The 23,386-nt window shown below is 70.3% G+C and carries 19 protein-coding genes, 2 tRNA genes and 1 pseudogene; 14 read left to right on the forward strand and 8 right to left on the reverse strand.

What is annotated here, in order from left to right:
• Positions 1 to 16: 16 nt before the first annotated feature.
• Positions 17 to 154 carry a 50S ribosomal protein L34 gene (rpmH, locus tag PJ985_RS01550; protein ID WP_271681636.1) on the reverse strand — a complete coding sequence of 46 codons (138 nt, stop codon included), beginning with the start codon at positions 152 to 154 and terminating at the stop codon, positions 17 to 19.
• Positions 155 to 621: 467 nt separating this feature from the next.
• Here rpmH and dnaA point away from each other — a divergent pair.
• The 12 genes and pseudogenes from dnaA to PJ985_RS01610 all read left to right on the forward strand — a co-directional run.
• A pseudogene (dnaA, locus tag PJ985_RS01555) lies at positions 622 to 2,214 on the forward strand (chromosomal replication initiator protein DnaA); the annotation flags it as partial.
• An 814-nt stretch (positions 2,215 to 3,028) separates the two neighbouring features.
• Entirely contained in the window at positions 3,029 to 4,159 is a 1,131-nt protein-coding gene (gene dnaN / locus PJ985_RS01560; RefSeq protein ID WP_271682058.1) for a DNA polymerase III subunit beta, read from the forward strand.
• A 49-nt stretch (positions 4,160 to 4,208) separates the two neighbouring features.
• Positions 4,209 to 5,096, forward strand: a complete 888-nt coding sequence (gene gnd / locus PJ985_RS01565; RefSeq protein WP_271681638.1) for a phosphogluconate dehydrogenase (NAD(+)-dependent, decarboxylating) — start codon at positions 4,209 to 4,211, stop codon at positions 5,094 to 5,096.
• A 27-nt stretch (positions 5,097 to 5,123) separates the two neighbouring features.
• On the forward strand, positions 5,124 to 6,269 hold the full coding sequence (gene recF / locus PJ985_RS01570) for a DNA replication/repair protein RecF (RefSeq protein WP_271681639.1): 1,146 nt from the start codon (positions 5,124 to 5,126) through the stop codon (positions 6,267 to 6,269).
• Positions 6,262 to 6,798 carry a DUF721 domain-containing protein gene (locus PJ985_RS01575; protein ID WP_271681640.1) on the forward strand — a complete coding sequence of 179 codons (537 nt, stop codon included), beginning with the start codon at positions 6,262 to 6,264 and terminating at the stop codon, positions 6,796 to 6,798. Before recF ends, PJ985_RS01575 begins: the two co-directional genes overlap by 8 nt.
• 372 nt (positions 6,799 to 7,170) lie before the next feature.
• On the forward strand, positions 7,171 to 9,225 hold the full coding sequence (gyrB, locus tag PJ985_RS01580; protein WP_271682059.1) for a DNA topoisomerase (ATP-hydrolyzing) subunit B: 2,055 nt from the start codon (positions 7,171 to 7,173) through the stop codon (positions 9,223 to 9,225).
• Positions 9,226 to 9,286: 61 nt separating this feature from the next.
• Positions 9,287 to 11,890, forward strand: coding sequence for a DNA gyrase subunit A (gene gyrA, locus PJ985_RS01585; RefSeq protein WP_271681641.1), 2,604 nt, complete (start codon positions 9,287 to 9,289; stop codon positions 11,888 to 11,890).
• 29 nt (positions 11,891 to 11,919) lie between these two features.
• Entirely contained in the window at positions 11,920 to 12,690 is a 771-nt protein-coding gene (locus tag PJ985_RS01590) for a DUF3566 domain-containing protein (protein WP_443033353.1), read from the forward strand.
• 70 nt (positions 12,691 to 12,760) lie between these two features.
• Positions 12,761 to 12,837: transfer RNA gene (locus tag PJ985_RS01595), tRNA-Ile, on the forward strand.
• Positions 12,838 to 13,064: 227 nt separating this feature from the next.
• The gene (locus PJ985_RS01600; RefSeq protein WP_271681643.1) at positions 13,065 to 13,202 is read left to right on the forward strand and encodes a DLW-39 family protein; all 138 of its coding nucleotides are present in this window, start codon (positions 13,065 to 13,067) and stop codon (positions 13,200 to 13,202) included.
• A 246-nt stretch (positions 13,203 to 13,448) separates the two neighbouring features.
• Complete coding sequence (locus PJ985_RS01605) at positions 13,449 to 15,410, forward strand: vWA domain-containing protein (protein ID WP_271681644.1); 1,962 nt, start codon at positions 13,449 to 13,451, stop codon at positions 15,408 to 15,410.
• Entirely contained in the window at positions 15,410 to 16,726 is a 1,317-nt protein-coding gene (locus tag PJ985_RS01610; RefSeq protein ID WP_271681645.1) for a hypothetical protein, read from the forward strand. Before PJ985_RS01605 ends, PJ985_RS01610 begins: the two co-directional genes overlap by 1 nt.
• Here the strand turns inward: PJ985_RS01610 and PJ985_RS01615 are convergent.
• Together PJ985_RS01615 and PJ985_RS01620 are read right to left on the reverse strand one after the other, a co-directional pair.
• Positions 16,709 to 18,043, reverse strand: coding sequence for a serine/threonine protein kinase (locus tag PJ985_RS01615; protein WP_271681646.1), 1,335 nt, complete (start codon positions 18,041 to 18,043; stop codon positions 16,709 to 16,711). The genes PJ985_RS01610 and PJ985_RS01615 overlap by 18 nt on opposite strands.
• Before the next feature lie 102 nt (positions 18,044 to 18,145).
• Positions 18,146 to 18,706, reverse strand: a complete 561-nt coding sequence (locus PJ985_RS01620; RefSeq protein ID WP_271681647.1) for a helix-turn-helix domain-containing protein — start codon at positions 18,704 to 18,706, stop codon at positions 18,146 to 18,148.
• 139 nt (positions 18,707 to 18,845) lie between these two features.
• On the opposite strand from PJ985_RS01620, the gene PJ985_RS01625 reads away from it, so the two are divergent.
• Positions 18,846 to 18,918 (forward strand) — tRNA-Ala (locus PJ985_RS01625).
• An 80-nt stretch (positions 18,919 to 18,998) separates the two neighbouring features.
• On the opposite strand, the gene PJ985_RS01630 is transcribed toward PJ985_RS01625, so the two are convergent.
• The 5 genes from PJ985_RS01630 to PJ985_RS01650 form a co-directional block, all read right to left on the reverse strand.
• Positions 18,999 to 19,820 carry a class E sortase gene (locus tag PJ985_RS01630; protein ID WP_271681648.1) on the reverse strand — a complete coding sequence of 274 codons (822 nt, stop codon included), beginning with the start codon at positions 19,818 to 19,820 and terminating at the stop codon, positions 18,999 to 19,001.
• On the reverse strand, positions 19,804 to 21,084 hold the full coding sequence (locus PJ985_RS01635) for a class E sortase (RefSeq protein WP_271681649.1): 1,281 nt from the start codon (positions 21,082 to 21,084) through the stop codon (positions 19,804 to 19,806). The genes PJ985_RS01630 and PJ985_RS01635 overlap by 17 nt, the downstream gene beginning before the upstream one ends.
• Positions 21,081 to 21,752 carry an aminodeoxychorismate/anthranilate synthase component II gene (locus PJ985_RS01640; protein WP_271681650.1) on the reverse strand — a complete coding sequence of 224 codons (672 nt, stop codon included), beginning with the start codon at positions 21,750 to 21,752 and terminating at the stop codon, positions 21,081 to 21,083. Before PJ985_RS01640 ends, PJ985_RS01635 begins: the two co-directional genes overlap by 4 nt.
• Positions 21,752 to 21,946, reverse strand: a complete 195-nt coding sequence (locus PJ985_RS01645; protein WP_271681651.1) for a hypothetical protein — start codon at positions 21,944 to 21,946, stop codon at positions 21,752 to 21,754. The genes PJ985_RS01640 and PJ985_RS01645 overlap by 1 nt, the downstream gene beginning before the upstream one ends.
• 121 nt (positions 21,947 to 22,067) lie before the next feature.
• A complete protein-coding gene (locus tag PJ985_RS01650) occupies positions 22,068 to 22,805 on the reverse strand; it encodes a DUF881 domain-containing protein (protein WP_271681652.1) in 738 nt (245 codons plus the stop codon).
• 103 nt (positions 22,806 to 22,908) lie between these two features.
• On the opposite strand from PJ985_RS01650, the gene crgA reads away from it, so the two are divergent.
• The gene (crgA, locus tag PJ985_RS01655) at positions 22,909 to 23,172 is read left to right on the forward strand and encodes a cell division protein CrgA (RefSeq protein ID WP_271681653.1); all 264 of its coding nucleotides are present in this window, start codon (positions 22,909 to 22,911) and stop codon (positions 23,170 to 23,172) included.
• Positions 23,173 to 23,386: the final 214 nt, after the last annotated feature.

Genomic DNA, 23,386 nt, shown 5'->3' on the forward strand with positions numbered 1-23,386 from the left:
CCTGTGGTTGCGGTGGTCAGGCCGACAGACGGCTGCGGCCCTTGGTGCGGCGCTTGGTGATGATGGCGCGGCCGGCTCGCGTCCGCATGCGCAGACGGAAACCGTGGGTCTTCGCGCGACGCCGGTTGTTCGGCTGGAAGGTGCGCTTGCTCACTCGAGGGCTCCAGGAAATCTTGGTGTTCCGGCTCAGGACGTGGCCGGGACAGGTACGGGGCGCCGATCGGCCGTCACCGTGCACCCACGAGGAGCTCGTATGCGCAGTACGCCGCATACCACTCATGAACCAGGTTCACGATCAGGTGTCTGCCCATCGGAGGCAGGCGGCAGCAGCCGTCGACAACTCGACTGGGCAACGGTACGCGCGGCCCGGCCTTCCGGTCAAACCGGAAGGGGCCTCCGCTGTACACAGCCTGTGGACAATGACTTGATGTGCGTACGCCGCGCTGACTACCGTGGATCGACTCGGACTGTCCTTCCCGGCCGCCCCCGGCTTCACACCCGCCACCGCCCAACGGTGCCGGGACCACTCCTGCGACTGAGAGAGCGTGCTCCGTGGCTGACCTTCCAGCAGATCTTGCCGCGGTGTGGCCGCGCGCACTGACTGCGCTGCTCGCCGACGGGCAGGGGGTGGAAGCGAAGGACCACCGGTGGCTCCAGGACTGCCAGCCGCTCGCGCTGGTGTCCGGCACGGCCTTGCTCGGTGTGTCGAACGAGTACGCCAAGAGCGTCCTCGAGGGGCGCCTCGCGCCGCTGATCGGCGAGGCCCTGAGCCGCGAGTGCGGACAGCCCATCCGGCTGGCGATCACCGTCACCGATCCGCCGCCGGAGCCGTCCACGCCCGAACCCACGGCGCCGAATGCCGTCGCTCACGAGCCGCGCCGCCAGGAGCCCCCCCACGACCCCTACGCGGGACGGGAGCTGCCGACCGCCCGGCCGGCCTATCCGGACCATCCGCAGGCGCCGCGCCCGATGAGCTGGCAGCAGCCGCACACCGAGTACCGCCCCGTCGTACAGCGTGACCGGTACGGCCGGCACGACCGGTACGAGCCGTACCGGAGCTACGAGCAGGCCTACGAGCAGCCGTCCTCCTATGACCGGTACGAGCAGCTGCCGGCTCCCACCGGAGCGCCGGGCCCGCTCGCCGCCCAGCCGGCTCCTGCCACCGGGCCGGGGGAGCCCACCGCCCGGCTCAACCCCAAGTACCTCTTCGACACCTTTGTCATCGGCGCGTCCAACCGCTTCGCCCACGCCGCGGCGGTGGCGGTCGCCGAGGCCCCGGCCAAGGCGTACAACCCGCTCTTCATCTACGGCGAGTCCGGGCTCGGGAAGACCCACCTGCTGCACGCCATCGGTCACTACGCCCGCAGCCTCTACCCCGGCACCCGGGTCCGCTACGTGAGCTCCGAGGAGTTCACCAACGAGTTCATCAACTCCATCCGCGACGGCAAGGCGGACGCCTTCCGCCGCCGCTACCGCGACATGGACATCCTGCTCGTGGACGACATCCAGTTCCTGGCGAGCAAGGAGTCGACGCAGGAGGAGTTCTTCCACACGTTCAATACGCTGCACAACGCGAACAAGCAGATCGTGCTCTCCTCGGACCGGCCGCCCAAGCAGCTGGTGACCCTGGAGGACCGGCTGCGCAACCGCTTCGAGTGGGGCCTGATCACCGACGTCCAGCCGCCGGAGCTGGAGACCCGGATTGCGATTCTGCGCAAGAAGGCCGTACAGGAGCAGCTGAACGCGCCGCCCGAGGTGCTGGAGTTCATCGCCTCCCGGATCTCCCGCAACATCCGGGAGCTCGAGGGCGCGCTCATCAGGGTCACCGCCTTCGCCAGCCTCAACCGGCAGCCCGTCGACCTGGGCCTCGCCGAGATCGTGCTCAAGGACCTGATCCCCGGCGGTGAGAACGCCACTCCGGAGATCACCGCCGACGCGATCACCGCCGCCACCGCCGACTACTTCGGTCTGACGGTGGAGGACCTGGCCGGCTCCTCCCGCAGCCGCGTGCTGGTCACCGCCCGGCAGATCGCGATGTACCTGTGCCGGGAGCTGACCGACCTGTCGCTGCCCAAGATCGGTCAGCACTTCGGCAACCGGGACCACACCACTGTCATGCATGCGGACCGGAAGATCCGGGCCCTGATGGCCGAGCGCCGGTCCATCTACAACCAGGTCACCGAGCTGACCAACCGCATCAAGAACGGCCGCTGACGGCTCGGGCGCGGGCCGCAGCCCGCGCCGGTCACCGCCGGCCGGGCGCGGCCGGCTCCTTCGCGACACAGTGCCCTCCCGGGACGCCCGGGAGGGCACTGTTCGATTACGGTCCGGATCCGGGGTTTCTCCACAGCTTTCGGCGATTCCCTCCGTCCACACCCTGTGCACTCTCGATTCTGTCCATAGGCTCGTCCACAGCACCATGACTGCTTCCGCATCCGCGCAGCTCAGATGGTTGTGGATGTGTGGACGGGGTGCGTCCACAGGCTGTGGACAGAGCCGTGGCCGCCTGCGGTGCGGAACCGTTGTCCACCGACTCCCCACAGGCAACGGCCGGTTGTGCACAGGTAATCCACAGCGTTGTCCACTGTTCGGCAACGCGGCGCGCCCTCTCACCGCCACGAGTGAATCAGGTCACACGCGCCGCGCTCCGGGCCTGTTGAGAACCTGCCGGAATCTGGGGACGGACCTGTTGAGAACTCGGGCCTTCCTGGGGACGGCCTGTGCACAGCCGGCCGCTGTCCACAGGAACCGTGCGTTCGTCCACCGCTCCGCCCACAAGGCCGGTGGATAAAAAACCCTCGCTGACCTGGCCAAAAGAGGTTATCCACCGTTTCCACAGGCCCTACTACTACGACCAAGGAGTTAAGCCGGGAGACTCGATTCGAAGTGGGGGTTGTGCACAACTCGCTCCGGCCGGGTCCGGTCGAGCGGCACCGGGTTGACGCGGCAGGGCTCTACTGTCGTTTGAGTACGAGAGACTGGTGGCCTGCAACAGATGAGCAGCCAGCAACAGCGGGAGGCGGCTGAAGTGAAGATCCGGGTGGAACGCGATGTGCTCGCGGAAGCGGTGGCGTGGGCAGCCCGCAGCCTGCCGGCCCGGCCTCCGGTGCCGGTCCTGGCGGGCCTGCTGCTGAAGGCGGAGGACGGGAAGCTGAGCCTGTCCGGCTTCGACTACGAGGTCTCGGCGAGGGTCTCCGTCGAGGCCGAGACCGAGGAGGACGGCACCGTCCTGGTCTCCGGACGGCTGCTGGCCGACATCTGCCGTGCGCTGCCGAACCGCCCGGTGGAGATCTCCACCGACGGCGTGCGGGTCAGCCTGGTCTGCGGATCCTCCCGGTTCACTCTGCACACCCTGCCGGTGGAGGAGTACCCGGCGCTGCCCGAGATGCCCGGCGCCACCGGCACCGTGCCCGGCGAGGTGTTCGCCGCGGCGGCCGCCCAGGTGGCGATCGCGGCCGGCCGTGACGACACGCTGCCGGTGCTCACCGGCGTACGCATCGAGATCGAGGGCGATCACGTCACCCTCGCCTCCACCGACCGGTACCGCTTCGCCGTCCGTGAGTTCCTGTGGAAGCCGGAGACCGCCGACATCTCGACGGTGGCACTGGTGCCCGCGAAGACCCTGCTGGAGACCGCCAAGTCGCTCAGCGGCGGCGAGTCCGTGTCGATCGCCCTCTCCGGGTCCGGCGCCGGCGAAGGGCTGATCGGCTTCGAGGGAGCGGGCCGCCGCACCACCACCCGGCTGCTGGAGGGCGACCTCCCGAAGTACCGCACCCTTTTCCCCACCGAGTTCAACTCGGTCGCGGTGATCGAGACGGCACCGTTCGTGGAAGCCGTCAAGCGGGTCGCCCTGGTCGCCGAACGCAACACCCCGGTCCGGTTGAGCTTCGAGCAGGGTGTCCTCACCCTGGAGGCCGGGTCCAGCGATGACGCACAGGCTGTGGAGCGGGTCGACGCCCAGCTGGAGGGGGACGACATCTCGATCGCCTTCAACCCCGGCTTCCTGCTGGAAGGGCTCAGCGCCATCGACTCCCCGGCGGCTCAGCTGGCCTTCACCACCCACACCAAGCCCGCCCTGCTGAGCGGCAAGCCGGCCGTGGACGCCGAGGCCGACCAGACCTACAAGTACCTCATCATGCCCGTGCGCCTCAGCGGCTGACCGGGGCGTAGGCTCGGTCACAGGTACGGATCACCACGAAGGAGCCCTCATGGAGCTCGGTCTCATCGGCCTCGGCAAGATGGGCGGCAATATGCGCGAGCGCATCCGCCGTGCGGGGCACACGGTTGTCGGCTACGACCGCGACGCGGAGCGGGCGGACGTGCACAGTCTCAAGGAGCTCGTCGACACGCTCCAGGCCCCGCGCGTGGTGTGGGTGATGGTGCCCGCGGGCGAGGCCACCCAGTCGACGATCGACGAGCTGGCAGAGCTGCTCAGCACCGGGGACATCGTGGTGGACGGCGGGAACTCACGCTGGACGGACGACCAGAAGCACGCCGAGCAGCTCGCGGCCCGGGGCATCGGCTTCGTCGACTGCGGGGTGTCCGGCGGTGTCTGGGGTCTTGAGAACGGCTACGCGCTGATGTACGGCGGGGAGGCCGACCACGTGGGCCGGGTCCAGCCGGTTTTCGACGCGCTCAAGCCGGAGGGTGAGTTCGGCGCCGTCCACGCGGGCAAGGTGGGGGCCGGCCACTTCGCCAAGATGGTGCACAACGGCATCGAGTACGCGATGATGCAGGCCTTCGCCGAGGGCTGGGAGCTGCTGGAGGCGGCGGACCCGGTCACCGATGTGCGTGAGGTGTTCCGCTCCTGGCAGGAGGGCACGGTGATCCGGTCCTGGCTGCTGGACCTCGCGGTCCGGGCGCTGGACGGCGATGAGCACCTGGAGCAGTTGCGGGGCCACGCGGCGGATTCCGGTGAGGGCCGCTGGACGGTGGAGGCGGCTATCGACAACGCGGTGCCGCTGCCGGCGATCACGGCTTCGCTGTTCGCCCGGTTCTCCTCGCGGCAGGACGACTCGCCGCAGATGAAGATGATCGCCGCCCTGCGCAACCAGTTCGGTGGGCACGCGGTCGAGAGCCGCCCGGCCGAGAGCTGATCCGGCGGGAAAGGGGCGGCGTCCACCGTGCATGTCACGCATCTGTCGCTCGCCGACTTCCGGTCCTATGTGCGGGCCGAGGTTCCTCTCGAGCCGGGTGTCTCGGTGTTCCTCGGGCCGAACGGGCAGGGCAAGACCAACCTGGTCGAGGCGGTCGGCTATCTGGCGACGCTCGGCAGCCACCGGGTCGCCTCGGATGCCCCGCTGGTGCGCAGGGGCGCGGAGCGGGCGGTGGTGCGGGCCGCGGTCACCGAAGGGGAACGGCAGCAGCTCATCGAGCTGGAGCTCAATCCCGGCCGGGCCAACCGGGCGCGGATCAACCGGTCCTCACAGGTGCGCCCGCGCGATGTGCTGGGGGTGCTGCGGACGGTGCTCTTCGCGCCGGAGGACCTCGCTCTCGTGAAGGGGGACCCCGGGGAGCGCCGGCGGTTCCTGGACGAGCTGCTGACGGCACGGGCGCCGCGGCTGGCGGGGGTGCGCTCCGATTACGACCGGGTGCTGAAGCAGCGGAACACGCTGCTGAAGTCGGCCGCCATGGCGCGCCGGCACGGTGGCCGGGGGATGGACCTGTCGACGCTGGACGTGTGGGACCAGCACCTGGCACGGGTCGGTGCGGAGCTGCTCGGTCAGCGGCTGGCCCTGGTCTCCTTGCTGCAGCCACTGGCCGACAAGGCGTACGAGCAGCTGGCTCCGGGGGGCGGCCCGGTGGCCCTGGAGTACCGCAGCTCGGCGGACGGGGGCGGGGATGCTCCCCCGGCGGAAGCGGCCGAGGGCGCGGAGGCCCTGTACGGGCGGTTGCTCGGGGCGCTGGGCGAGGCCCGCAAGCAGGAGATCGAGCGCGGGGTGACGCTGGTGGGTCCGCACCGGGACGATCTGGGCCTGCGGCTGGGTGAGCTTCCGGCGCGCGGATATGCCAGCCATGGCGAGTCGTGGTCGTTCGCGCTGGCACTGCGGCTTGCCTCCTACGGGCTGCTGCGGGACGAGGGGCCCGAGCCCGTGCTGGTGCTGGACGATGTCTTCGCCGAGCTGGACGCCCGGCGCAGGGAGCGGCTGGCGGAGCTGGTGGCGCCGGGCGAGCAGGTGCTGGTGACGGCCGCGGTGGCGGAGGACGTTCCGGGCGTGCTGGCGGGCGTGCGGTTCACGGTGGCCGCGGGGGGTGTCGAGCGTGACTGAGGAGCAGGCGGGCGGCGGATCGGGGAAGCAGCAGCCGGAGGGGGTCGATCTGGCCCGGGTGGCGTTGCGGGCGGCGAAGGAGCAGGCGCGGGCCCGCGGTGCGATGGTGCAGCAGAAGCGGCAGGCCCGGCGGGGCGGGCTGCGGTCGGGTGCCGGTCGTGACGGCCGGGACCCGCTGCCGCTGGGTGCCGCGGTCGAGCGGCTGAAGGCGGAGCGTGGCTGGGAGATGCCGCTGGCGGTGGGCGGGGTGACGGGCCGCTGGCCGGAGATCGTCGGTGAGCAGGTGGCGGAGCACTGCCGCCCGGAGACCTACGACGAGGAGTCGCGGGTGCTGGTGGTGCGGTGCGACGCTACGGTCTGGGCCACGCAGCTGCGGTGGATGGCACCGACGCTGCTGGCCCGGCTGAACAAGGAGCTGGGGCAGGGGACTGTGCGGCGGATAACCGTGCAGGGGCCGGGGGGACGCCCGCGGAGTGCGGGTCCGCTGCGTGCGCCGGGCAGCCGCGGTCCGGGGGACACCTACGGCTGAGCAGCGGCGTCCGCCCGCTGCTCCGCCCACGGCGGCGCGGGCTGGTTCTGCGTGGCACGGGACCGCGAGGGCGGGTGCTGCCCGGGCGCCGGGCGTCGGTCCGGGCCGTTGCGGCGGGCTGCCGGGCGTGAGGGCGGTCACACTTTCAACGGTTGACATCGCTGGGATCGCGAGGCCCTGAGTGCCCCCGTGAGCGTTTCCGGGGGTGGGTGCCCATATGGGGAGTCGGCTGATGCCGGTTCAGGGCAGCAGATACGCACTCAGGCCCCGGCAAGCCGCCATTACGGTCGGCGCTACCGGTAGACTGGGGCCACCGCCTTCCTGCGGATCATGTCGAACGACGCGGCCGGCTCTCCATGCCTGGAGTGGGCCGTGCTGTGCCAGAAAGGGCGCTTCGTGGCCGATTCCGGCAACTTCAACGAGAATTCCTCCGCTGCTGTGCCGATGGGCGATGTGACGTCCTATGACGCCAGTGCGATCACGGTGCTGGAGGGTCTGGATGCCGTACGCAAACGGCCCGGCATGTACATCGGGTCGACCGGCGAGCGTGGCCTGCACCACCTGGTGACCGAGGTCGTCGACAACTCGGTGGACGAGGCGCTCGCCGGCCACGCCGACACGATCGATGTGACGCTGCTCGCCGACGGCGGAGTCCGGGTGATCGACAACGGCCGCGGCATTCCGGTGGACATGGTCAAGTCGGAGGGGAAGCCGGCCCTGGAGGTCGTGCTGACGGTGCTGCACGCGGGCGGCAAGTTCGGGGGCGGCGGGTACGCGGTCTCCGGCGGGCTGCACGGTGTGGGTGTCTCGGTGGTCAACGCGCTCTCCCAGAAGGTGTCCGTCGAGGTGTGGCGGGACGGCTACCGCTGGACGCAGGACTACAAGCTGGGTGTGCCGACGGCGCCGCTGGCGAAGAACGAGGCGAGCGACGAGACCGGGACCAGCCTCACCTTCTGGGCCGACGGTGAGATTTTCGAGACCACCCACTACTCCTTCGAGACGCTGTCGCGGCGCTTCCAGGAGATGGCGTTCCTCAACAAGGGGCTGACCATCTCGCTGACGGACGAGCGGGAAGAGGCGAAGCAGACCGCGGGTGCGGACACGGCGTCCAGCGCGGACGAGGACCAGCCCCGGAAGGTGTCGTACCACTACGAGGGCGGCATCTGCGACTTCGTGCGGCACCTGAACTCCCGCAAGGGGGAGCCGGTGCACCCCTCGGTGATCTCTCTCGAGGCCGAGGACAAGGAGCGGATGCTGTCGGTCGAGATCGCGATGCAGTGGAACACCCAGTACACCGAGGGCGTGTACAGCTTCGCGAACACGATTCACACGCATGAGGGCGGCACCCACGAGGAGGGCTTCCGGGCGGCCCTGACCGGTCTGATGAACCGCTACGCGCGCGAGAAGAAGCTGCTGCGGGAGAAGGACGACAACCTGGCGGGTGAGGACATCCGTGAGGGCCTGACGGCGATCATCTCGGTGAAACTGGGCGAGCCGCAGTTCGAGGGGCAGACGAAGACGAAGCTGGGCAACACCGAGGCGAAGACCTACGTGCAGCGGATCGTCCACGAGCACCTGACGGACTGGCTGGACCGCAACCCGTCGGAGGCCGCGGACATCGTCCGCAAGAGCATCCAGGCGGCGACTGCCCGGGTAGCGGCGCGCAAGGCGCGCGACCTCACCCGGCGCAAGGGTCTGCTGGAGACGGCCTCGCTGCCGGGCAAGCTGAGCGACTGCCAGTCGAACGACCCGGCGAAGTGCGAGATCTTCATCGTGGAGGGCGACTCCGCGGGCGGCAGCGCGAAGTCGGGCCGCGACCCGCAGTACCAGGCGATCCTTCCGATCCGGGGCAAGATCCTGAACGTGGAGAAGGCCCGGATCGACAAGGTGCTGCAGAACACCGAGGTCCAGGCGCTGATCTCGGCTTTCGGTACCGGCATCCACGAGGACTTCGACATCACCCGGCTCCGCTACCACAAGATCATCTTGATGGCGGACGCGGACGTCGACGGCCAGCACATCAACACGCTGCTGCTCACGCTGCTGTTCCGGTTCATGCGGCCGCTGGTCGAGGCCGGGCATGTCTTCCTGTCGCAGCCTCCGCTGTTCAAGATCAAGTGGGGCCGGGACGACTTCGAGTACGCCTACTCGGACCGCGAGCGGGACAGCCTCATCGCGCTGGGCCGCGAGCAGGGCCGCCGGATCCGGGAGGACGCGATCCAGCGGTTCAAGGGTCTGGGTGAGATGAACGCCGAGGAGCTGCGCATCACCACCATGGACAGCACCAGCCGGGTGCTGCGCCAGGTGACGATCGACGACGCGGCGGCGGCGGACGACCTGTTCTCCATCCTGATGGGGGAGGACGTGGAGGCCCGGCGCTCCTTCATCCAGCGCAACGCCAAGGATGTCCGGTTCCTGGACATCTGAGGACCGCCGGGCCGCACACCGGCCGTAATGCAACGCAGCTCGAAAGGAATCGGACCTGAGCATGGCCGAGGACAACACTCCTTCCCCCGACGGCACCCCGGTGGGAGACATCCCCGCCGCGGAGAACCCGATCGCGGTCCTGGCGGAGGAGGTGCAGCAACGGATCGACCCGGTCACCCTCGAGACGGAGATGCAGCGCTCCTACCTCGACTACGCGATGAGCGTGATCGTCTCGCGCGCGCTGCCGGATGTCCGGGACGGCCTGAAGCCGGTGCACCGCCGCGTGCTGTACGCGATGTACGACGGTGGATACCGCCCGGAAAAGGGCTACTACAAGTGCGCCCGCGTCGTCGGGGACGTGATGGGCACCTACCACCCGCACGGTGACTCCTCGATCTACGACGCCCTGGTGCGGCTGGCGCAGACCTGGTCCATGCGGATGCCGCTGGTGGACTCCAACGGCAACTTCGGTTCGCCGGGCAACGACCCGGCGGCCGCCATGCGGTACACCGAGTGCCGGATGGCACCGCTGGCCATGGAGATGCTCCGGGACATCGACGAGGAGACCGTCGACTTCAAGGACAACTACGACGGCCGGAACCAGGAGCCGACGGTCCTGCCGTCCCGGCTGCCGAACCTGCTGATCAACGGCTCGGCCGGGATCGCGGTCGGCATGGCCACCAACATCCCGCCGCACAACCTGCGGGAGGTGGCGGCCGGCGCCCAGTGGTACCTGGAGCACCCGGAAGCCGACAAGGACGAGCTCCTCGAAGCGCTGATGGAGCGGATCAAGGGCCCGGACTTCCCCAGCGGCGCCCTGGTCGTGGGCCGCAAGGGGATCGAGGAGGCCTACCGCACCGGGCGCGGTTCGATCACGATGCGCGCGGTGGTCGCGGTGGAGGAGATCCAGGGCCGGCAGTGCCTGGTCATCACCGAGCTGCCGTACCAGGTCAACCCGGACAACCTGGCGCTGAAGATCGCCGATCTGGTGAAGGAAGGGCGGGTCGGCGGCATCGCCGACGTGCGGGACGAGACGTCCTCGCGCACCGGCCAGCGGCTGGTCGTGGTGCTCAAGCGGGACGCCGTCGCCAAGGTCGTCCTCAACAACCTGTACAAGCACACGGATCTGCAGACCAACTTCGGCGCGAACATGCTGGCGCTGGTCGACGGCGTTCCGCGGACCCTGTCGCTGGACGCCTTCATCCGCTACTGGGTGGCGCACCAGGTCGACGTGATCGTCCGCCGCACGCAGTACCGGCTGCGCAAGGCCGAGGAGCGGGCGCACATCCTGCGCGGCCTGCTGAAGGCCCTGGACTCGATCGATGAGGTCATCGCCCTGATCCGGCGCAGTGACACGGTCGAGGTCGCCCGGGAGGGCCTGCGGGGCCTGCTGGAGATCGACGACATCCAGGCGAACGCCATTCTGGAGATGCAGCTGCGCCGGCTGGCCGCGCTGGAGCGCCAGAAGATCGTGGCCGAGCACGACGAGCTGCAGGCGAAGATCGACGAGTACCGGCAGATCCTGGCCTCCCCGCTCCGGCAGAGGCAGATCATCAGCGAGGAACTGGCCGCGATCGTCGCGAAGTTCGGTGACGACCGGCGCAGCAAGCTGGTGCCGTTCGAGGGCGACATGTCCATCGAGGACCTGATCGCCGAGGAGGACATCGTCGTCACGATCAGTCGTGGCGGCTATGTGAAGCGCACCAAGTCCGACGACTACCGGGCGCAGAAGCGCGGCGGGAAGGGGGTGCGGGGCACGAAACTGAAGGAGGACGACATCGTCAATCACTTCTTCGTCTCCACCACCCATCACTGGCTGCTGTTCTTCACCAACAAGGGCCGGGTGTACCGGGCCAAGGCGTACGAGCTGCCGGACGCGGGCCGGGACGCCCGCGGACAGCACGTGGCGAACCTGCTGGCGTTCCAGCCGGACGAGCGGATCGCCCGGATCCTGGCGATCCGGGACTACGCGGCCGCGCCCTACCTGGTGCTGGCGACGAAGTCGGGCCTGGTCAAGAAGACTCCGCTGCCCGACTACGACTCGCCGCGGGCCGGCGGCGTCATCGCCGTCAACCTGCGGCAGATGGACGACGGCCGGGACGACGAGCTGATCGGCGCGGAGCTGGTGTCCTCCGATGACGACCTCCTGCTGATCAGCAGGAAGGCGCAGTCGATCCGGTTCACCGCGACCGACGAGACGCTGCGTCCGATGGGCCGGGCCACCTCCGGCGTGAAGGGTATGAGCTTCCGCGAGGGCGACGAACTGCTGTCGATGAATGTGGTCCGGGCGGGTACCTACGTTTTCACGGCCACCGACGGCGGGTACGCCAAGCGGACGCCGGTGGACGAGTACCGGGTGCAGGGCCGGGGCGGTCTGGGTATCAAGGCCGCCAAAATCGTGGAGGACCGTGGGTCCCTCGTCGGGGCACTCGTGGTCGAGGGCGGCGACGAGATCCTCGCCATCACCCTCGGCGGCGGAGTGATCCGCACGCGGGTCAACGAGGTCCGGGAGACCGGGCGTGACACCATGGGCGTCCAGCTGATCAACCTGGGCAAGCGGGATGCCGTGGTCGGCATCGCACGAAATGCCGAGGCCGGTCGCGAGGCCGAGGAAGTAGAGGCCGTGACTGCGTCAGGGGATTCCGATGCCGAATCCACTGACTGATCGCGGCCGGAAGCAGCAAGGAGTTTGCCGTGAGTGGAGCTGCGGGCGCCCGTGGAGGCGGCACCGGTGAGGACGGGCCGCCGGCCGAGCCGGCCGTCCCTCCGGACGGCAGCACTTCTGGCACCGGGGCCCGGGACGACCGTCCCGGGGAAGGAACGACTCGTGGGGGGTCCACGATGACCAGTGCCAGATCCGCGGATTCGTATGCGCAGGGCGGTGGCGGTCAGGGCTACGAGCGTCATGACCAGTCGCAGTACCGGCCCCCGCAGGCGTATCCGGCGCCGCCTTCGGGCGCCGCCCCGCAGCCGGGTGGTGGCGCGCCGGACCACACGACCCAGTTGCGTGCGCAGCCGGGCGGGAAGTACTCCTCGCCGGAGCAGCCGCGGCAGGCCGTGCGCCGGCCGCGTACCGGTGCCCGTACGGTGCCGCGGACGCGCAAGGCCCGGCTGCGGGTGGCGAAGGCCGACCCGTGGTCGGTCATGAAGGTCAGCTTCCTGCTGTCCATCGCGCTGGGGATCTGCACCGTGATCGCCGTTGCTGTGCTCTGGATGGTGATGGACGCCATGGGCGTGTTCTCCGCCATCGGAGCCACCATCATCGAGGCGACCGGTACGGAGCAGGAGGGCGGTTTCGACCTTGAGGCGTTCCTGTCGCTTCCCCGGGTGCTGCTGTTCACGGCGCTGATCGCCGCCATAGACGTGGTGCTGGCCACCGCACTGGCCACTCTGGGGGCCTTCATGTACAACCTGTCGGCGGGCTTTGTCGGCGGGGTCGAGCTGACGCTCGCCGAGGACGAATAGCGAGGTGGGAGGGGCCCGGGAACCGATTTGGGTACCGGGCCGCCCATGAGCTAATCTTTCCCTGCAGCACGGGGCTATAGCTCAGATGGTTAGAGCGCATCCCTGATAAGGATGAGGCCACAGGTTCAAGTCCTGTTAGCCCCACCAGCCAAGACGCCCCCAGCCGCACGCGGCTGGGGGCGTCTTGACGTCAGTGGTTGACACCCGGCGCTGGTGCGGCGGCCGTGCGGGGTCCCGCTCGAGAGGCCGGCCGGCAGTGCGGCGGCGGCCCGCTGGGCCGGCCCGGGCCGCCCGTGTCCCGGATATGCGCGTGCCGTTGGGTATCATCGGGCGCCAGAGGTCCCAATCATGTCGAAGAAGGACGAGGTAGCGCGGTGAAGAAGCTCCTCCTGGTCGCACTGGCAGCCATTGGCGGCCTGCTCGTGTACCGCCAGATTCAGGCGGACAAGGCCGAGCAGGACCTGTGGACGGAGGCGACCGACTCCGTGCCGACCGGCTCCACGGGTGTCTGAAGCAATCAGCAGAACACCACCTCCGGGCCCCGCATCGCGTCAGCGGTCAGGGCCCGGACGTGTGCGTGGCCTGTAGCGAGACCGTGACACCCTCGCTCTTGTTGTGTGCGCAAGCAAACTCATACGGTGCTTGGCAGCAGTGTGCAGCGCGCGAGGGAGCACAGGGGGACGGACATGACGGTCAGGGCGGCCGCGAGTGGCACCGGGCAGGGGCGGTCATTGCCGCGGCGTGGCACGGCGGGGGTGATGGCGGGCGGACTGGCCGCCGCGCTGCTGCTCGGAGCGCTGCCGGCGGCGGCGGCGCCCACGGCCGCACCGGCCACCGGTGAGGGTGTTGCCGGGAGCAACAGCAGTCTGATCATGGTGCTGGACGCCTCCGGTTCCATGGCCGAGGACGACGGCACGGGCAGCACCCGGATGGCGGCCGCCCAGGAGGCCCTGGGGACGGCGGTGGACGCGCTGCCGGAGGGTCATCCCACCGGGCTGCGGCTGTACGGGTCCGAGAGCAGCAGTTGCACGGACACCCGGCTGGCGCAGCCCGTCGAGGCGGTGGACCCGGAGGCGATCAAGGAGGCACTGGGAGAGGTCGGCCCGACCGGCAACACGCCGACGAGCCTGGCTCTGGAGAAGGCCGCGGAGGATCTGCCCGAGGTGCCGCACGGGGCGATCGGCCGCCAGACGGTCCTGCTGATCTCCGACGGCGAGTCCAACTGCGAGGAGACACCGCCCTGCGAGGTCGCCGCCGAACTCGTCGGCAACGGCGTGGACGTGCGGATCGACACGGTCGGTTTCCAGATCAGTGACGAGGGCCGCGAGGAGCTGGAGTGCATCGCCGAGGCGGGGCACGGCACGTACTACGACGCGCCGGACGGTGAGGCCCTGGGCCGGGAGCTGGAGCGTGCCGCGCTGCTGTCGGCCGACGGTTACCGCTTCGAGGGCGAGGAGATCTCCGGCGGCAGCTCCAGTGACGAGGCCGCGGTCCTGGAGCCCGGGCAGTACCTGGACACCCTCGGCCCGGGGGAGACCCGCTGGTACGCCGCGGAGCTGGACGACGCCTCGGCCGCCGACTTCTCGGTGACGGCGGTGCCGCACCCCGGAGTCGCGGTGGACTCCCGCGACACCCTGGAGCTCCAGCTCACCGACTCCCGGGACAGCCCGCGTCGTTGCGGCACCGAGCGCATCCGGTTCGGTGACGACGAGGGAGCGATGATCCTCACCCAGGCCGTCAGCCGCATCCCCAGCGCGGAAGGTACCGCCACCTGTGACGAGGCGGGCCGGTACCTGCTGTCCGTCTCGCGGGAGAGCGCGGAGACCTCCGACCGGGCCCACTGGCCGATGGAGTTGCGGTTCGCGCTCGAGGAGCCGCTGGAGCCGGGCTCCCGCCCCGCGGCGTCCACCCCGGACTACGGCCGGGTGGGGGCCGACCACCCGCTGCCCGCGGACGAGCCGGAGGACATCACCGGCGGCACCGGCTTCAACGACGCCACCGAGCTGGACTCCGGGGTCTGGCGGGACCGGCTGCTGCCGGCCCAGACCCGCTACTACAAGGTGCCGGTGGGGTGGGGTCAGCAGCTGCGCTACCGGGTGGAGTTCGGCAACGAGCCGACGCTGGAGGGCCGTCCCCCGGCCTCCTACGTCCGCACCCGGGGCTACTCCCCCACCCGGCAGCCCATCGCCCGCGGTGACTTCCGCACCGAACGGCCGTACCGGGGTGAGCAACTGGCCGTCGACATGGGCACTGTCCCGGTGAGCTGGACCAACCGCTGGGAGAGCGGCGCGGAGGTGAGGCCGGTGCGCCGCGGCGGTGACTACTACCTGGCCGTGTCGCTGGGCCCTGGAGCCGTGGAGATCGCCCAGAACGCGGCGATCGGCGTGGTGATCCGGGTGGATGTGGCCGGTGCGGAGCTCTCCGGGCCCGAGCACCAGGCACCTGTCCTGGGTGAGGATGGCGAGGCGGGCACGGAAAACGACGACGATTCGGTCTCGGCCGGGGACAACGCCGACAGCGCCGGGGCAGGATGGACCGGCCCGGTCCTGGCCGCGGCCGGCGGCGCGGCAGCGGTCCTGCTGCTCACGGCCCTCGCCTTCGCCCTCGCGGGTGCCCGGGCCCGGCGGCGCGCACCGGCCGGCCCGGGCAGCCCCGGCGAAGGTGGCAGTGGTGGCAACGGCGGTAATGGTGGCGGCGGACTGACGAGGAGTGACCGGTGATGGTGGGCGCACGGAGAACGATCGGCACGCTCGCGGGGGCCTGCGCGGTGCTGCTCGCCGCGGCCGGCCCGGCCCCGGCCGAGGAACCCGAGGCCCCGCCCACTCCCCGGCCGTACGGAATGGCCTCGGACGCGCAGCCGGTCGAGGGCACCGCCAGCACCTCCGACGCCCCCAGGATTTCCGCGGGCGGCATCTACACCGACGGCCTTGAGCCGGGGGACTCGCTGTACTACTCGCTGGCTTTGGACGACGAGTCCAGCGCGTACCTTGCCACGGTGGCCGCCCCCGAGCCCGGTACCAAGGTGGGGTACGGGGACGGCATCGAGGTGGAGCTGGTGACCACCAGCGGTGACCGCTGCGGCGGCGGTCCCGGCCGGGCGAGGTTCCAGGCGGACAACGGGGCCCGGCCCATCGCGGCCTGGGCGGTGCGCACCGCAGACCCGGACCGGGACTGCCAGAGTGCCGGGCCGTACCTGTACAAGGTGACCCGGGAAAGCGACGCGACCTCCAGCCCTGAGGTCTGGCCGATCGAGATCCGGTTCCTGGAGGAGCCGCCGGTGCCCCGGCCGGACCGGCGGGTTCCCGACGAGCGCGACTGGGAGACCGAGCCGCCCGCTCCCCCGGCCGGTGACGCCACCCGCGTAGTCGGTGGCACCGGCTTCAGCAACGCCCCGGCGATCGGTGACGGGGTGTGGCGGGACAACATCGTGGGTGGGCAGACGCTGATCTACAAGATGCCCGTCGACTGGGGTCAGCAGCTGGCCGTCACCGTGGAGCTGGCCAACGCGAGCGGGGCGGACGACTTCGCCTACGTCTCCTACGGGCTGATGGCCGAGCTGTACAACCCGGCCCTCGGGCTGCTGATCAGCGACAGCACCGCGTACTCGGGCGACCAGACGAGCCTCAGCGGCCTGACCCCCGGGGTCAGCCATGCCAACCGCTTCCACTCCGACACCGACATCGGACGCATGCGGTACGCGGGCTGGCACTACCTGGTGGTCACGCTGCACGAGGACATCGCCCAGGAGACCGAGGAGCCGATCGGCCTGACCCTGCGGACCCAGCTGCTCGGCGAGCCCCAGGAGGCCCCGGAGTACGAGGGGGACGCGCTGGAGGCGGGCTTCGGAGTCACCGAGGAGCAGCGGGAGCAGGCCGAGAAGGGCAGGAGCGACGAGGACCTGTCCGCGGACCGGCAGGACGGCAAGCAGCTGATGGGCTTCGCCGGGATCGGTGCCGGATCGGCGCTGCTGCTGGTACTGGGTGCGTGGTACCTGAAGGGCCGGCGGGAGGCCGCCCCCTCAGGCCGTCAGCAGTGACCAGACGCCGAAGCCGATCAGCAGGAACGCCAGCAGCATGAGCGGGACCGCCACCTTGACGGGCGGTCCCGCGCTGCGTGCCGGACCCGGACCGGCGGGAGCGTGTCCGGTGGAGGCGTGTCCGGTGGAGACAGGTCCGCCGGGGGCCGGCTGCGGGTACGCGCCGCCCATCGACGCGGGCGCGCCCACGGGGGCGGGCGCCGGCTGCTGCGGGGGGAGCGCTGACAGGGCGGTGGGCTGCTCGTAGACCGTTGGGCCGGTGCCGGCGGTGCCCGTCCCCGCGGTGCCCGTTCCCGCGAAGGGGGGTGGGGGCGGCGGGGTGCTCGGCAGCTGCGGCGCCGGCATCGAGGGCTGCGGCGGCGGCAGATGGAAGCTCCCGGTTTCGGAGGGGGAGCCGGCCGACGGCGGGGCCAGCGGGGCGGTGCCGGTGTCCTGCCCGCGCTCCGGCCCGTCCGGACGGAACCCGGGCGGCAGCGGGCCGAGCTGGTCGAAGACCTCGACGGTTTCGCCCTGCGGGCCGGTGTCCGGCAGCATCTCCGCCGCCGAGGCCAGCGCCTTGCGGGCGCCGTTCGCGGTGCGGAAGCGGCTCTCCGGGTCGGGCTGGAGCAGGGTGCCCAGCACCTCCCACAGGACTGCGGGGACGCCCTCGGGGGCGGGCGGAACCCCGTTGCCGTAGTCGACCAGCAGCGCCTGCGAGTCGGGCTTGCGGCCGGTCAGCAGGTACAGCCCGACCAGACCCACGGCGTACAGGTCGGCGGTGAAGTCCGGCTCGGCACCGCGCATCTGCTCCGGGGCGAAGTAACCGGGCGTTCCCACCACGTAGTTGGTCTCGGTCAACCGCGGTTCGCCCTTGCGCATCGAGATGCCGAAGTCGGACAGCCGCAGGTGCGGCCGGCCCTGACCGGTCGGTTCGAGCAGGATGTTCGCGGGCTTGATGTCGCGGTGCACCACCCCCTCGTCGTGCACCGCCTGCAGCCCGGACAGCAGCTGGGAGAGCAGGGTGCAGACGAAGCGCGGCGGCAGCGCCCCGTAGTCCCCGATGAGGTGCGACAGCGAGCCGCCGCTCATCAGGTCCATGGTGAACAGGACCTTGTCGTCGTCGGCCGCCCAGCTCGCCGGGGCGAGCACATGCGGGTGGTCGATCCGCAGCGCTTGTTCCCGCACGAAGCGCAGCAGGGTGTGGGCGTCCGACTGCTGCAGGACCTTCGCCGCCACGTAGCGCTTGCGGCGGTGGTCCCAGGAACGCCAGACCGCTCCGACGCCGCCGCGGCCGATCGGATCGATCAGTTCGTACCGTCCCGCGAAGATCTCGCCCATCGCGCTGTGTCCGCCCCTTGTCTTGTGCCTGTGCCGGGCGGCCCGGTGTTCCGCCCGGGCCGCCCGGTTGCGTCCGTCCTGCCGTCCGGCCGTTCCGGGAACTCAGCTCTGGTGCTGCTCGTAGTGCTCCACGGCTTCCCGGGTGCGGGCGATGCCGTACACCCGGAGAAACTCTGCCAGCTCCGGGTGACTGTCGGCCAGCAGCTTCGATGCCGTTTGGATCTCGGTCGCGTCCGAGACCGAGCGCAGCAGGGCCTGGATCTCGCGGACGACGCGCTTGGTGGGGTTGGCGGGAACGCCGACGGCGCCGGAGCGGGTGGCGGTGGAGTTCGGTCCGAGCACGTTGCCCCCCGCGGTACGGCGGATGTCCTCCATGGCAGCGGTGGCCTCCGCGGCGCTCACCCGGCCGGCGTTCACCTCGGTGGCGAGATCCTGCAGGGCCCGGACCCGCTGGACGACCGCCGGGTTGCCGATCTTGGCCCGCTGGCCGCTCATCAGCTGCGACAGCATGGGCGCAGAGAGCCCGAGAACGACAGCGAGCCGCGCCTGGTTGAGGCCGAGATCGGTGATCAGCCTGCGGAAAAGGGAGCCGAGAGGCTCCCCGTACCAGGTCGTCTGCTGTTGTCTCGCTTTCTCTGTGGCCTCCTGCTGCGCTGCTTCCATGGTCTCTCCCCTGGTCTCCCCTGATGGCTTCACGTACGCGAAGTTGCGCGTCATCCTACGGAGCCGGAGGGCCCGGGGCGATACCTGGTCGGAAACGCATCGGAAGATTGGGTACTCTTGTTCCTGGCCTCACGGCCACGGGGCCTTAGCTCAGTTGGTAGAGCGCCGTCTTTGCATGGCGGATGTCAGGAGTTCGACTCTCCTAGGCTCCACGTGACAGCGGCCGGGCCGCCCATCGGGCGGTCCTGCCGCTTCGTCGTGCCCGGCCGCTCCTGTGCGGGCCGGGCGGCGGTCAGCTGTCCCGCAGCTCTGCGGGCGGCGTGCGGTTCTCGTCGACGGGCTCGGTGCGTTCCAGCTCTCCCCAGACCACGTAGCGGTACTTGGAGCTGTACACGGGGGTGCAGGTGGTCAGCGTGATGTACCGGCCGGGTTCGGTGACGCCGGATTCCTCGGGGACCGGATCGAGCACCCGCACGTTGTACTTGGAGGTTTCGGGGAGTACCGCGTAAGCGGTGTAGATGTACCAGGTGTTCCTGGTCTCGAAGACGATCGCGTCGCCTTCCTCGATCCGGTCGATGTGGTGGAACTTGGCCCCGTTGCCGTCGCGGTGGGCGGCCAGGGAGAAGTTGCCGTCGCGGTCCCAGGGCATCGCCGATCGGACGGGTTCGTCGTAGTACCCGGCCACTCCGCCGTTGAGGGTGTCGAGGTCGATGCCCTCCTTGATCAGGATGTCGCCCTCGGCCATGGCGGGGACGTGCAGGAAGCCGATGCCGTCCTCGGCGTCGTACACGGCGGCGGCGTCGTCCCCGCCGCCCTCCGTCTGCTCCCAGCTGTCCCGGACGGCGCTGCTGTCGCGCTGGGCCTCCTGGTTCGCGAGGACGTTCGTCCACCACAGCGAGTAGGCGACGAACAGGCCGAGCACCAGGCCGGTGGTGATCAGCAGCTCTCCGAAGACGCTGACGGCTGCGGCGACCCGTCGCCCGGCCTTGCCCGGGCGCCGCGGGGCGGGGTGGTCCTCCCCGGCTCCGCCGGCCGCCGCCGTCGGTCCGGTCCGCCCGGTTGCCTCGGCCACTTCGGCCACCTCGTCATCCGTGGTGTCAGCCGACGAGGGCATCCGGCTTCCCTTCGTCGCGGGGGCGTTCCTCGACCATCTCGCCCCAGACGATCAGCCGGTACGTGGAGGTGAACTCCGGGGTGCAGGTCGTCAGGGTGATGAAGCGGCCGGCCTCGGTGAAACCGCCCTGCTCGGGGACCGGGTCCAGCACGGCGATGTTGGACGGGGACGTGGAGTCCAGCCGGCTGCGCATTTCGTAGGTGTAGTAGGTGGTTTCGGTCTCCACGATGATCGGGTCGCCCGGATCGAGCCGGTTGATGTAGCGGAACGGCTCGCCGTGCGTGTTGCGGTGCCCGGCAAGACCCACGTTGCCTTCGTCGTCCCAGGGCCGGGCGGTGGGCAGGCCGTCCTCCGCCGAGTAGCGCCCCACCAGCCCTCGGTCGAGGACGGCGGCCTCGTCGACACCTTCGGCGATCGGGACCCGGACATCCAGGGTGGGGATGTAAAGGATCGCGAAGCCTTCGCCGGGTGCGAACGCCTCCGGCTCCCTGTCCTCGCCCTCCTCGGCCGCGGAGGATTCGTTGCCTTCCCAGCGGTCGAGCAGCGAAGAGGCCTCGTTCTCCACGTGCGCCCGGGCTTCGACGTTCGTCCACCACAGTTGGTAGGTCACGAACAGCATGAGCAGGACACCGGTGGTGATCATGAGCTCACCGGCCACGTTGGCGACCTTGTTGCCCAGCGTGCCCTCGCGGGCCTTGCGGGCCGCTTCGGCGGCGCGGCGGCGGGCCGCCCGGCCGCCTTCCGCCGGCGCCGGAGCGGGAGGTGCGCCGGCCTTCGCGGAGTCCGTCAGGTCGGGGGGCCGGAGCAGCGCGAGCGTCTCGGGGTCGTGGCCGACGGGGTCCGGGGCAGGGATGTGCTGCTCCGGTTCCGGTTCCGCCCGCGGGGTGGGAGCACCGGCCGGGCCGTAAGGCTCCGAGGGGTGCCCCGCCTCTCCGTACGGCTGTTCGTGCGGTGTCCCGTACAGCTGCTCGTACGGCTGTTCGTGCGGGGCGGTCAGAGGGTCCGGGTACGGGTCGGGAGCGGCTGCCGGGGCGGGGCCGGGCTGCTGGGGCGCTCCGGGGCCGGTGTACGGCGGGGCCGGGTACGGGTCGTACTGCGCGGCCGAGGCGGCCTCGGTCTCCTGGCTGTAGGGGCCGGGAAGCGGGTCGTTCAGCGGGTCGTCCAGGGCACCCACCGCGGCTTCGTAGGCACCCGGCGCCGCGTAGGGATCGTCCGTTCCGGAGTCCCACGCCGCCCCGCCCTGCTCCGGGCGCACCGCGGTCACGCTGCCGGCTCCTGCCGGCCCGACCGCCCCACCACCGGTGCCAGTCCCTGGGAGCGGTCCGGCGCGGCGGTGTCGCCGCACTCCGCGAGCCAGTTGGCGAGCATCCGGTGACCGTGCTCGGTGAGTACGGACTCGGGGTGGAACTGCACCCCTTCCACCGGCAGCCGGCGGTGCCGCAGGCCCATCACGACGCCCTGGCCGGGCCCGTCCACCTGCGTGCGCGCGGTGACCTCGAACGCGTCGGGCACGGTGCCCTCGGCGACGGCGAGTGAGTGGTAGCGGGTCACGGTGAACGGCGAGGGCAGCCCGGCGAACACTCCGGCGCCCCGGTGGGTCACCGGAGACGTCTTGCCGTGCAGGAGCTCGGGTGCGCGGTCCACCACGCCGCCGTAGGCCACTGCCATGGCTTGCAGGCCCAGGCACACCCCGAACACCGGCGTACCGGTGTCGGCGCAGTGCCGCACCATGTCGATGCAGACCCCGGCGTCTTCCGGGGCGCCGGGGCCCGGGGACAGCAGTACACCGTCGAAGCCGCCCTCCGTCACCTGCTCGGGCAGTACCGCGTCGTTGCGGAGTACTTCGCACTCGGCGCCGAGCTGGTACAGGTACTGGACGAGGTTGTAGACGAAGCTGTCGTAATTGTCGACGACGAGAATGCGTGCGCGCATCAGCCGGCGCTCCCTTGTCCTGCTCCGGATTCCTGACCCTGGTCGACGGTCACGTCGTTGAACGGCAGCAGGGGCTCTGCCCAGGGAAAGATGTGCGTGAACAACAGGTAGACCACCCCGAGCACCAGGACCAGTGAGATCAGCGAACGCACCAGCGTGTTGCCCGGCAGGTGCCGCCAGATCCAGCCGTACATCCCGTCGCTGTCCTCTCCGTTACCCGCCCGCGCGGCAGCCGCGCGCTCCCAGAGTACGACGCGGTGCCCGGGCCGCGGACGGCATCACGGCGATCACCGCCACCGGGGAACGTGACTCAGGTCATTCCGCCGGAGTGGCGTGCTGCAGGTCGATGCTCCCGGTGTAGCCCGGGATCGTCACCGACGAGTGGCCGTCGACCTTCCAGCCCAGTCCGTAGGCCGCCACGTACTGCTGGTAGTTCTGGATGGCGGGTGAGGCGTTGAGGGCTGACTGGAGCCGGCTCCGGTCGCCGACGGCGGTGACCACGTAGGGCGGGGAGTAGAGCTGGCCCTGGAGGATCAGGGTGTTGCCGACGCAGCGGACGGCGCTGGTGGAGATGAGCCGCTGGTCCATGACCTGGACGCCTTCGGCGCCGCCTTCCCACAGAGCGTTCACGACCGCCTGCAGGTCCTGCTGATGGATGACGAGGTCGTTGGGGCTCGGCTCGGGCACGCCGGGAAGGACGAACCCGGCGTCCGGCGGGGCGTCGGTGAGCGTCACGGTGAGCCCGGGACCGGTCAGTTCACCCAGCCCGGCGGTGGCCTCCAACTCGTCGACCCGTCGCTGCACGGCCGGGTCGCCGGAGGTGTCGCGTTCCCTCAGCGCCTGGACCTCTGCGCGCAGCTGTGCGGCGGAGGCCTCGAGCCCGGCGTTCTGCCGGCCCCGGTCACGGATGAGGTCGGACATCTGGAGCAGGGAGTCGTCGGTGCGGATGTTGTTGCCCTGGGACACGCTGCCACTTGTCCAGAAGAGCAGACCGGCGAGGGTGAAGACCGCCGCGGTGCCGAGCTGTGCCGGTCGGAAACGGAAGCCGCTCACCGCACCCTGCTCCCTTCATCGGCCTGGGAAGCACTACGCTAACGGACTATCCCGCACCCCGTGCCCGCTGCGTATCCGCAGCCCATCGACAGGAGAGCCTCTCGTGCCGAAGTCCCGGATCCGCAAGAACAAGGACGGCTCCGCTCCGAAGCCTGAGAAGAAGTCGGAGACCAAGATCGATCTGAGCTCCGGCCGGCGCTGGGTCGCCCCGCTGATGCTGGCCATGTTCCTGGTGGGCCTTGCCTGGATCGTGGTCTTCTACATCACTCAGGGTGACTATCCGGTAGGCGCCCTCGGCAACTGGAACATCGTGGTCGGTTTCGGGTTCATCGCCGCGGGCTTCGTGGTCTCCACCCAGTGGAAATAGCGTCCACCAAAGTTATCCACAGCTCGCCGTAAGATCACACGATCTGTGGATAACTCTGTGGTCGCGGTACCCGCTGTTCGGAGTCCGAACGGCAGCCGCACCCCTGTTCGCCTGGGGAAACGCGGATCGACCCAGGTCAGGGCCCCCGTCATCCACATCGTGCACAAGATCCAGCACGTCCTGTGGATAACTGGGGGTCAGGGCCGGGTCACGG

Source organism: Streptomyces sp. ACA25, from assembly GCF_028200735.1.
Taxonomy (GTDB): domain Bacteria; phylum Actinomycetota; class Actinomycetes; order Streptomycetales; family Streptomycetaceae; genus Streptomyces.

Bases quoted from the DNA above. Each gene is read 5' to 3' on its own strand.
- gnd (WP_271681638.1), top strand. From the start codon at position 4,209: ATGGAGCTCGGTCTCATCGGCCTCGGCAAGATGGGCGGCAATATGCGC.
- gyrA (WP_271681641.1), top strand. From the start codon at position 9,287: ATGGCCGAGGACAACACTCCTTCCCCCGACGGCACCCCGGTGGGAGAC.
- PJ985_RS01605 (WP_271681644.1), top strand. From the start codon at position 13,449: ATGGCGGGCGGACTGGCCGCCGCGCTGCTGCTCGGAGCGCTGCCGGCG.
- PJ985_RS01610 (WP_271681645.1), top strand. From the start codon at position 15,410: ATGGTGGGCGCACGGAGAACGATCGGCACGCTCGCGGGGGCCTGCGCG.
- PJ985_RS01615 (WP_271681646.1), bottom strand. From the start codon at position 18,043: ATGGGCGAGATCTTCGCGGGACGGTACGAACTGATCGATCCGATCGGC.
- PJ985_RS01620 (WP_271681647.1), bottom strand. From the start codon at position 18,706: ATGGAAGCAGCGCAGCAGGAGGCCACAGAGAAAGCGAGACAACAGCAG.
- PJ985_RS01630 (WP_271681648.1), bottom strand. From the start codon at position 19,820: ATGCCCTCGTCGGCTGACACCACGGATGACGAGGTGGCCGAAGTGGCC.
- PJ985_RS01640 (WP_271681650.1), bottom strand. From the start codon at position 21,752: ATGCGCGCACGCATTCTCGTCGTCGACAATTACGACAGCTTCGTCTAC.
- PJ985_RS01645 (WP_271681651.1), bottom strand. From the start codon at position 21,946: ATGTACGGCTGGATCTGGCGGCACCTGCCGGGCAACACGCTGGTGCGT.